Origin of the sequence: Duganella phyllosphaerae (genome assembly GCF_001758785.1) — a bacterium.
Classification (GTDB): Bacteria; Pseudomonadota; Gammaproteobacteria; order Burkholderiales; family Burkholderiaceae_D; genus Rugamonas; species Rugamonas phyllosphaerae.
In genome coordinates, this window is sequence record NZ_LROM01000030.1 from 1 (window position 1) to 8,891 (window position 8,891).

Below are 8,891 nucleotides of genomic sequence, written 5' to 3' on the forward strand. Positions count from 1 at the left end.
GGTGGGTGCGGTAGCGGGCGGGGGCTGCTCGGCGGCCAGGGCGGACGCGCCGGTGAAGGTGAAGGACAAGCTGAGTGCCAGGGGCAGGCAGCGGCGGGCAAGGCGAGTTTGGTACATTTCGTCTCCTTCTCGTTATATTTGCGATGTCAACATTATCACAACGATTCCGGAGTGCACGACTTCTGTCCAAATAGTCCCGGGTTTGCCCCGCTTTGTTGCGTAAACCTTGATTGCAAGCTGAAACTACGAATGTGCCCGCATCACATCAAAATGATGTCGTACTGCTCCTGATGATACGCCGTCTCCACCTGCAGCGAAATCTTCTTGCCGATAAAATCCCCCAGCATGGCCAGGTGCTGCGACTCTTCTTCCAGGAACATGTCCACCACCTCCTGCGACGCCAGGATGCGGAATTCGCGGGGGTTGAACTGCTTCGCTTCGCGCAGCAGTTCGCGCAGGATTTCGTAGCAGATGGTGCGCGAGGTTTTGACTTGTCCCTTGCCGCTGCACGCCGGGCACGGTTCGCACAGGATGTGGGCCAGCGACTCGCGGGTGCGCTTGCGCGTCATTTCCACCAGGCCCAGCGCCGAGAAGTTCGACACCGACACCTTGGTGCGGTCGCGCGCCAGCGCCTTTTTCAATTCCGACAGCACGGCCGCGCGGTGCTCGGTGTTGTCCATGTCGATGAAGTCGAGGATGATGATGCCGCCCAGGTTGCGCAGGCGCAGCTGGCGGGCGATCGCGTGCGCCGCTTCCAGGTTGGTCTTGAAAATCGTGTCGGCGAAATTGCGGCCACCGACAAAACCGCCGGTGTTGACGTCGATGGTGGTCATCGCCTCGGTCTGGTCAACGATCAGGTAGCCGCCGGACTTGAGGTCCACGCGGCGGCCCAGCGCGCGCAGGATTTCTTCTTCCACGCCGTACAGGTCGAACAGCGGGCGCTCACCCGTGTAGTGCTGCAAGCGCGGCAGCACGCCGGGCGTGTAGGCCTGGCCGAATTCCTGCAGCATCAGGTGGTTCTCGCGCGAGTCGACCTGGATGGTGGCGGTGTGTTCGTGGACGAAGTCGCGCAGCACGCGCTGGGCCAGGCTCAAGTCCTGGTGCAGCAGCGTGGTGGCGGGCAGGGTGCGCGCGCCGTGCGTGATCGCGCCCCAGGTCTTGCGCAGGTATTCGACGTCGGCGGCGATGTCGGCGTCGGACGCGTCCTCGGCCTGGGTGCGGACGATGTAGCCGCCTTTTTCGTCGGCGGGCAGCAGCTTTTGCAGGCGCGTGCGCAGCGCTTCGCGCTCGGACTCTTTTTCGATCTTTTGCGAGATGCCGATGTGGTTATCCTGCGGCAGGTACACCAGCATGCGGCCGGCGATGGAAATTTGCGTGGACAGCCGTGCGCCCTTGGTGCCGATTGGGTCCTTGATCACTTGTACCGTCAGCACCTGGCCGTCGAACAGGATTTTTTCGATCGGGGTAGGGACCACGCTGGCGGAACTGGCGGGGGCATCGTGCGGACGCGCTTCCCAGATGTCGGCCACGTGCAGGAACGCTGCGCGTTCCAGGCCGATGTCGATGAACGCCGACTGCATGCCGGGCAGTACCCGCACCACTTTGCCGGAATAGACATTGCCCGCCAGGCCGCGCGTGAGCGTGCGTTCGATGTGCAGTTCCTGCACCGCGCCCTGCAATATCAGGGCGACACGGGTCTCTTGCGGGGTGATGTTGATCAGGATGTCTTCGTTCATGTGTCTCCGCGGGTTGCGCTGGCTATTTGAACGCCGATCATACACGCCCATCTGGGCGCCCGCTAGGGCAGCGGCAAACCCGCCTGGCGCAGCAGTTGCGCGGTTTCGTACAGGGGCAGGCCCATGATGCCGGAGTGGCTGCCGGCGATGTGTTCGATGAATTGCGCGGCCGGGCCCTGGATGCCGTAGCCGCCGGCCTTGTCGTACGGTTCGGAGCTGGCGCAGTAGGCGGCAATCGCCTCGGGCGTGAGCACGCCGAAGCGCACTTCCGACACCTGCGTTACCTGGTCCTGGAAGCCGGCGCTGCACACCGCAATGGACGTGAGCACCTGGTGGGTGCGGCCCGACAGCTGTTCGAGCATGGCGGCCGCTTCCTGGGCGTTGGCGGGCTTGCCGAGAATGTGGCCGTCGATGGTGACGGTGGTGTCGGCGGTGAGCACGGGGCGCGGCGTCAGGTGGCGGCGTTTGACCAGGTTGTGCGCGAACACGGCCTTTTCCAGCGCCACGCGCGCCACGTAGTCGAGCGGCGCTTCGCCGGGCAGCACTACTTCGGTGACGTCGGCGCCGCGCGGGCCGTCGGCGCGCAGCAGCAGCAGTTCGAAGTCGATGCCCACCTGGCGCAGCAGTTCGCGTCGGCGCGGACTCTTGGAAGCGAGGTAGATTTTTTTATCAGCCGGTTTGGTGGCCATGGTCACACCCGGTGGTAGGGATGGTTTTGCGTGATGGTCCAGGCACGATACAGCTGCTCGGCGAGCAGCACGCGCACCATGCCGTGGGGGAGGGTCATGCTGGAGATGCGGATCAGGCCCTCGGCCCGCGCCTTGAGCGCAGGATCGAGGCCGTCGGCGCCGCCGATCAGGAAGGCCGTGTCGCGGCCATCCTGCTGCCATGCTTCAAGCTGCTGCGACAAACCCACCGAGGTGAGGTCCTTGCCGCGTTCGTCGAGCGCGATGATGCGTACCGACTTCGGCAAGGCCGCTTCGATGCGTTCGCGCTCGAGCGCCATCGCGGTGGCGGCGGTCTTGCTGCCCGAACGTTCGACCGGCTTGATTTCCTTGAGCACGATCTTCAGTTCAGGCGGCATGCGCTTGACGTATTCGGCATAGCCGTTTTCGATCCAGGCCGGCATTTTGTGGCCGACCGCAGCGATGATCAGCTGCATACGGCGTTATTCCGCTGCTGGTTTCTTGATACGCTTGATGACGGTCTTGGCCGGCGCTTCTTCGGCTTTCGGCTTGACGGCGCGTGGCTTCGGCGTGGCTTTCAACGCTTTCACGGCAGCGACGGTAGCTTTCGGCTGGGAGACCTTGATCTTTTTACCGGCCGGGACGGCTGCCGGCTTGGCGGCTTTCTTCTCGCCGGTAGCGGAGGCTTTGGCAGCAGCAGGCTTGCGCGCAGGCGTCTTCTTCTCGACCACTGGCGACGCATCGACCGCTTTTTTGCCGGCGGCCAGGTGGCTGCTGACTTTCTTCGGTGCTGCCTCGTCGGCTTCGGCGGTGCCCTTGCGCTTGGCGGCGCCCAGTTTCACCGGCTTGTCGCCCCAGATTTCTTCCAGGCGGTAGTAGGCGCGGATCGGTGCCTGCATGATGTGGACGATCATGTCGCCCAGGTCGACCAGCACCCATTCACCGGTGTCCTCGCCTTCCATGCCGTAGACGTCGCCGCCGGCGGCTTTGACCTTGTCGCGTACCGAAGCGGCCAGCGCCTTGGTCTGGCGGTTGGAGGTACCGGAGGCGATGGCGATGCGGTCGAACAGGCTGGTCAGGTGAACGGTGTCGAACACCGTGATGTCTTGTGCCTTGACGTCTTCGAGGGCGTCAACGACGAGGGCTTGCAGTTTTTTGATGTCCATTAGCTTCTGTATAAATTATGTTGTTCAATATAGTCTAGCACTAGCGGCGGGATAAGCGAATTTGCCTGCTCCCCCCGTTGTAATGCCGCACGTATCTGAGTGGCGGAAATATCCACCGCGAAGTCTTGTGCCAGATACGTCAGACCGTGCGGCGTGTTGCGGATGTTGTCGGGCGTTCCCAGTCGGCTGGAAAACGCTTCGGCGACGGCGGCTGGTAGCCCTGCGCCGTCGATACTGAAACCTGGTCGCGCGGCCACGCAGATATGGGCGTGGTCGAACAGCGCGTGCCATTGGTGCCAGGTGTCGAGCCGCTGCAACTGGTCGGCTCCCATCAGAAAAGTAATCGAGGCCTGCGGGCCCAGTTCTGCGCGCACGGCGCGCAGGGTGTCGATGGTGTAGGTCGGCTGGCCCAGTGCGGACCGCTCGATTTCCTGCAGGTCCACCACCACCGGGAACGGCTGTCCTGCAAACGCCAGCGTCACCATCTCGGCGCGCTGTTCGGGCGTGGCCTTGAGCGTGGATTTTTGCCACGGCAAACCGGCAGGCACCACGCGTAACTGGTCCACTTGCAGCAACAGCGCGAAATGCGCGCCAAGTGCTACATGGCCAAGGTGAACCGGATCGTAGCTGCCGCCCAGCAGAGCGATCCGCTGTGCGTGCGGCCCGGTCACGCAGCGAGCCAGTCGCGATGCGGCAGGAAGTCGGTGTACAGCGCCGCCTCGGGCGTGCCGTCGGCCGGCTCCCAGCGATAGCGCCACTTGACCACCGGCGGCATCGACATCAGGATCGCCTCGGTACGGCCACCGGACTGCAGGCCGAACAGGGTGCCGCGGTCGAACACCAGGTTGAACTCCACGTACCGGCCGCGCCGGTAAGCCTGGAAGTCGCGTTCGCGTTCGCCGTACGGCGTATCCTTGCGGCGCTCGAGCAGCGGCAGGTACGCAGCCAGGAAGGCGTCGCCCACGCTGCGCTCCATGGCGAAGCATTCGTCGAAACTGCCTTCGTTGACATCGTCAAAGAAGATACCGCCCACGCCGCGCGCTTCCTGGCGGTGCTTCAGGTAGAAATACTCGTCGCACCACTTCTTGAAGCGCGCATGCAGGTCGGCGCCAAAAGGCGCCAGCGCATCGTGGCAGGTCTGGTGGAAGTGCCTGGCGTCTTCCACGAAGCCGTAGTAAGGCGTCAAATCCATGCCGCCGCCAAACCACCATACGGGCTCGCCTTCGGCGGTGGTGGTGCTGAAAAAGCGCACATTCATGTGCACGGTCGGTGCATACGGATTGCGCGGATGGATCACCAGCGACACGCCCATCGCCTGCCACGGCTGGCCGCCCAGGTGCGGACGCAGGGCGCTGGCCGAGGGCGGCAGCTTGGAACCCATCACGTGCGAAAAATTCACGCCGCCGCGCTCGATCACCGGACCGTCTTCCACCAGGCGCGAAATGCCGCCACCACCTTCGGGCCGGTCCCATGCGTCGCGCAGGAACGCAGTGCCGTCCACCGTCTCGAGCGCGGCAACGATGCGCTCCTGCAGGTCGAGCAGCCAGGCCTTGACGGCGGCGGTGTCGGGTGCGTCGGCGAGTATGGCAGACATATCAGTGCTTCAGGCCGCGCCAGCCGATGTCGCGGCGGCACTGCATGCCGTCGAACGAGATCTGGTCCACCACGTCGTACGCCTGGCGCTGCGCCAGCTTGACGCTGTCGCCGAGGCCCACGGAACACAGCACGCGGCCACCGGTGACCACCAGCTGGTTGCCGCCGTTGTTACCTTCGCCACCCAACGCTGTACCGGCGTGGAAGGTGACCGACTCCGGCGTTTCGGCCGGAATTGCGCTGATCACGGCGCCTTTCACAGGCGCATCCGGGTAGCCGGCGGCGGCCAGCACCACGCCCACGGCGGTGCGGCGGTCCCATTCCAGTTCGACCTGGTTCAGGGTGCCGTTGACGGCGTGTTCCATCACGGAGAGCAGGTCGGTTTTCAGGCGCGCCATGATCGGCTGGGTTTCCGGGTCGCCCATGCGGCAGTTGAATTCCAGCGTGCGCGGATTGCCTTCGGCGTCGATCATCAGGCCGGCGTAGAGGAAGCCGGTAAACACGATGCCGTCGCGGGTCATGCCGGCAATCGTCGGGTTGATGATCTCGCGCATCACGCGTGCATGCATGGCCGGGGTGACGATCGGCGCAGGGGAGTAGGCGCCCATGCCGCCCGTGTTCGGGCCTTCGTCGTGATCCTTGAGGCGCTTGTGGTCCTGGCTGGTGGCCAGCGGCAGCACGTTTTTACCGTCGCACATGACGATGAAGCTCGCTTCTTCGCCGGCCAGGAATTCTTCGATGACGATGCGCGCGCCGGCGTCGCCGAAGCGGTTATCGGCCAGCATGTCGTCCACGGCGCGGTGCGCTTCTTCGAGCGACAGGGCCACGACCACGCCTTTGCCGGCAGCCAGGCCGTCGGCCTTGATGACGATCGGCGCGCCGTTGGCGTTGATGTAGGCGTGCGCCTGCGCCACGTCCGAGAAGGTCTGGTACTTGGCAGTCGGGATGCCGTGGCGCTGCATGAACGCCTTGGCGAAGTCTTTCGAGGACTCGAGCTGCGCCGCTTCCTTGGTGGGTCCGAAGATCTTCAGGCCACGGGCGCGGAACAGGTTGACGATGCCGCCGGCCAGCGGGGTTTCCGGGCCGACCACGGTCAGGCCGATGTGCTCTTTTTCGACGAAGTTGGCCAGCTCGTGCAGGTCGGTGATGTTGACATTGACCAGGCGCGAGTCGTGCGCGGTGCCGCCGTTACCGGGGGCCACGTACACCATCTGGATGCGTTCGGACTGCGCCAGTTTCCAGGCCAGCGCGTGCTCACGGCCACCGGAGCCGACTACCAAAATTTTCATAAGTCCTCAGTCTTCAATCAGTGCGTTGGAATACACTTCCTGCACGTCGTCCAGGTTTTCCAGGGCGTCGAGCAGCTTTTGCATCTTGAGCGCATCGTCGCCGGTGAATACCGTCTCGGTGGCAGGCTTCATGATGATTTCGGCCACTTCGGCCTTGAACCCGGCCGCTTCCAGCGCGTCTTTCACGCCGGCGAAGTCGTGCGGGCCGCACAGCACTTCGATACCGCCTTCGTCGTCGGTGAGCACGTCTTCGGCGCCGGCTTCCAGTGCCGCTTCCATCAGCGCATCTTCATTGGTGCCCGGTGCGAACAGGAACTGGCCGCAGTGCTTGAACATGAACGAGACCGAGTTCTCGGTGCCCATGTTGCCGCCGTTCTTGTTGAACGCGTGGCGTACTTCGGCCACCGTGCGCACGCGGTTGTCGGTCATGCAGTCAACGATGATGGCTGCGCCGCCGATGCCGTAGCCTTCGTAGCGGACTTCTTCGTAGCTGGCGCCGTCTTCGCCGCCGGTGCCGCGCGTGATCGCGCGTTGCACGTTATCTTTCGGCATATTGGCGTCGGCCGCCTTGTCGATGGCCAGGCGCAGGCGCGGGTTGGCCGCGATGTCGCCGCCGCCCATGCGGGCGGCAACGGTGATTTCCTTGATCAAGCGCGTCCAGATCTTGCCCCGTTTTGCGTCGGTGGCAGCCTTTTTATGCTTGATATTGGCCCATTTGCTGTGTCCAGCCATGTTCGGTCGTCCTTTGGCGGTAGATTTGAGGTATCCGGTGAGGGCGGTATTCTAGCACAAGACCCCTGGCCAAAACCGCCGGCAGGGCAGGGTAGCCGCCGCTGCCGTTTACTAATGGGAACCACGAAAAATCGTCAAGTTCTTGTAGAGATGCTGTCATATAACGGTGTTAGCCTTTATTTTTTAACACTGTTGTAGAGGCGGAGCGGACATGGACAGAAGGCGGTTTTTGAAGTGGGGCGGTTTTATTACGGCGTCGGTGGCGACCGGTGCGGGCCTGGCCGGCTGCGGCGGCAGCGATAACACGGTGGTAGTCGGCGACGCCGGCGCGTCGCTGGTCACGGGCGCCTGGAAGTTCCCGCAGAGCGTGGCCTCGGGCGACCCGCGCGCCGACAGCGTCCTGCTGTGGACTCGCGCCGTGCCGTCCAGCGCCGACAACGTGGCCACCGCACCTGCGGGCCAGGACGGCGCCATCCGCCTGCTGGTCACCGCAGCCGACAACAACGCTGCACTCGGTTCGAACGCCGTGCTGGCCGGCGCCGCGGTGGTGGACGTGCACCTGCCTTTGCTCAGCCAGTACGACAACACCGTGCGCCACAAGGTCAGTGGCCTGGCGCCCGGCGCCGTCTATTTCTACCAGTTCGTCGCCGGCGACACCCGCTCCAATGTCGGCCGCTTCAAGACCGCGCCTGCCGCCACCGCCGATGTGGCGCAACTGCAGTTTGCCTACATGACCTGCCAGGACTGGAGCGTGAACCACTGGGGTGCGATGACGTCGATCGCCGCCGAGCAGCTCGACTTCATCGTTCACCTGGGCGACTACATCTACGAGACCGTGGGCGAAGATTTTCAGTCGGGCGCAGTGGAAAGCCGCCACGGCGCGCTCACCCTGCCGGACGGCGCGGCCAAGGCCGGATCGAGCAAGGCCAAGTACGCCAATACCCTGGCCGACTACCGCTACCTGTATAAACAGTACCGCACCGACCCGCGTTTGCAGGCGCTGCACGAGCGCTTCGCCTTTATCGCCGTGTGGGACGACCACGAGTTCACCGACGACGCCTGGCAGGATGCGCAAACCTACGACGGCAGCAGCAACGCCGACGGCACCGACCTGCACCAATCGAACCGCCGCCGCAATGCCAACCAGGCGTGGTTCGAGTTCATGCCGGCCGACGTGTCGTTCGACGCGGCCGACGCCTCGTTCCAGAACATCCGCATTTATCGCGATTTCCAGTTCGGCAAGCTGATGCAGCTGGTGATGACCGACCAGCGCCTGTACCGCTCCGACCACATCATTCCCGAATCGACCATCAACCCGGCCACCGGCAAGCCGCTGGGCCGTATCGGCGCGCGCTACCTGGTGCCGCAGCAAACCCTGGCGGCCGTCGAAGCGCAAAAGATCGCCGCCACCACGGCTGCCGGCCAGCCGCCGCTGACCAACGTCTCCATCCTCGGCAACACCCAGCGCCAGTGGTGGATGGACAAGATGAAGGCTGCCACGTCCACCTGGAAGTTGTGGGGCAATGAAGTGTCCCTGCTGCGCATGGGCATGAACGGCATCGATGCGATTGCCACGCTGCTGGCGTTGAACGCCGTGCCCACGGTAGCCGCACAGGTGGGCACGACCGCCGGCGCCACCGGTGGCAACGTGGCGCTGGCCGGGGCCATCGTCGCTGCCGCCATTGCCAG

Annotated in this window: 9 protein-coding genes; 1 reads left to right on the forward strand and 8 read right to left on the reverse strand. The window is 64.2% G+C overall.

Annotated elements, in window-relative coordinates:
• Positions 1-260: 260 nt before the first annotated feature.
• From rng to DUPY_RS02030, 8 genes are all read right to left on the reverse strand, one after another.
• Complete coding sequence (gene rng / locus DUPY_RS01995; RefSeq protein WP_070246026.1) at positions 261-1,736, reverse strand: ribonuclease G; 1,476 nt, start codon at positions 1,734-1,736, stop codon at positions 261-263.
• A 62-nt stretch (positions 1,737-1,798) separates the two neighbouring features.
• A complete protein-coding gene (locus tag DUPY_RS02000; protein ID WP_070246027.1) occupies positions 1,799-2,425 on the reverse strand; it encodes a Maf family protein in 627 nt (208 codons plus the stop codon).
• Between the two features lie 2 nt (positions 2,426-2,427).
• The gene (gene rlmH / locus DUPY_RS02005) at positions 2,428-2,898 is read right to left on the reverse strand and encodes a 23S rRNA (pseudouridine(1915)-N(3))-methyltransferase RlmH (protein WP_070246028.1); all 471 of its coding nucleotides are present in this window, start codon (positions 2,896-2,898) and stop codon (positions 2,428-2,430) included.
• A gap of 6 nt (positions 2,899-2,904) precedes the next feature.
• Positions 2,905-3,588, reverse strand: a complete 684-nt coding sequence (gene rsfS, locus DUPY_RS02010) for a ribosome silencing factor (protein ID WP_070246029.1) — start codon at positions 3,586-3,588, stop codon at positions 2,905-2,907.
• Positions 3,588-4,259 carry a nicotinate-nucleotide adenylyltransferase gene (gene nadD / locus DUPY_RS02015; protein ID WP_070246030.1) on the reverse strand — a complete coding sequence of 224 codons (672 nt, stop codon included), beginning with the start codon at positions 4,257-4,259 and terminating at the stop codon, positions 3,588-3,590. The genes rsfS and nadD overlap by 1 nt, the downstream gene beginning before the upstream one ends.
• On the reverse strand, positions 4,256-5,182 hold the full coding sequence (hemF, locus tag DUPY_RS02020; RefSeq protein WP_070246031.1) for an oxygen-dependent coproporphyrinogen oxidase: 927 nt from the start codon (positions 5,180-5,182) through the stop codon (positions 4,256-4,258). The genes nadD and hemF overlap by 4 nt, the downstream gene beginning before the upstream one ends.
• Position 5,183: 1 nt before the next feature.
• A complete protein-coding gene (purD, locus tag DUPY_RS02025; RefSeq protein WP_070246032.1) occupies positions 5,184-6,470 on the reverse strand; it encodes a phosphoribosylamine--glycine ligase in 1,287 nt (428 codons plus the stop codon).
• A 6-nt stretch (positions 6,471-6,476) separates the two neighbouring features.
• The gene (locus DUPY_RS02030) at positions 6,477-7,202 is read right to left on the reverse strand and encodes a YebC/PmpR family DNA-binding transcriptional regulator (RefSeq protein ID WP_070246033.1); all 726 of its coding nucleotides are present in this window, start codon (positions 7,200-7,202) and stop codon (positions 6,477-6,479) included.
• Between the two features lie 211 nt (positions 7,203-7,413).
• On the opposite strand from DUPY_RS02030, the gene DUPY_RS02035 reads away from it, so the two are divergent.
• Positions 7,414-8,891, forward strand: a 1,478-nt coding sequence (locus tag DUPY_RS02035; protein ID WP_208599980.1) for an alkaline phosphatase D family protein, incomplete at its 3' end; no start/stop codon positions are given.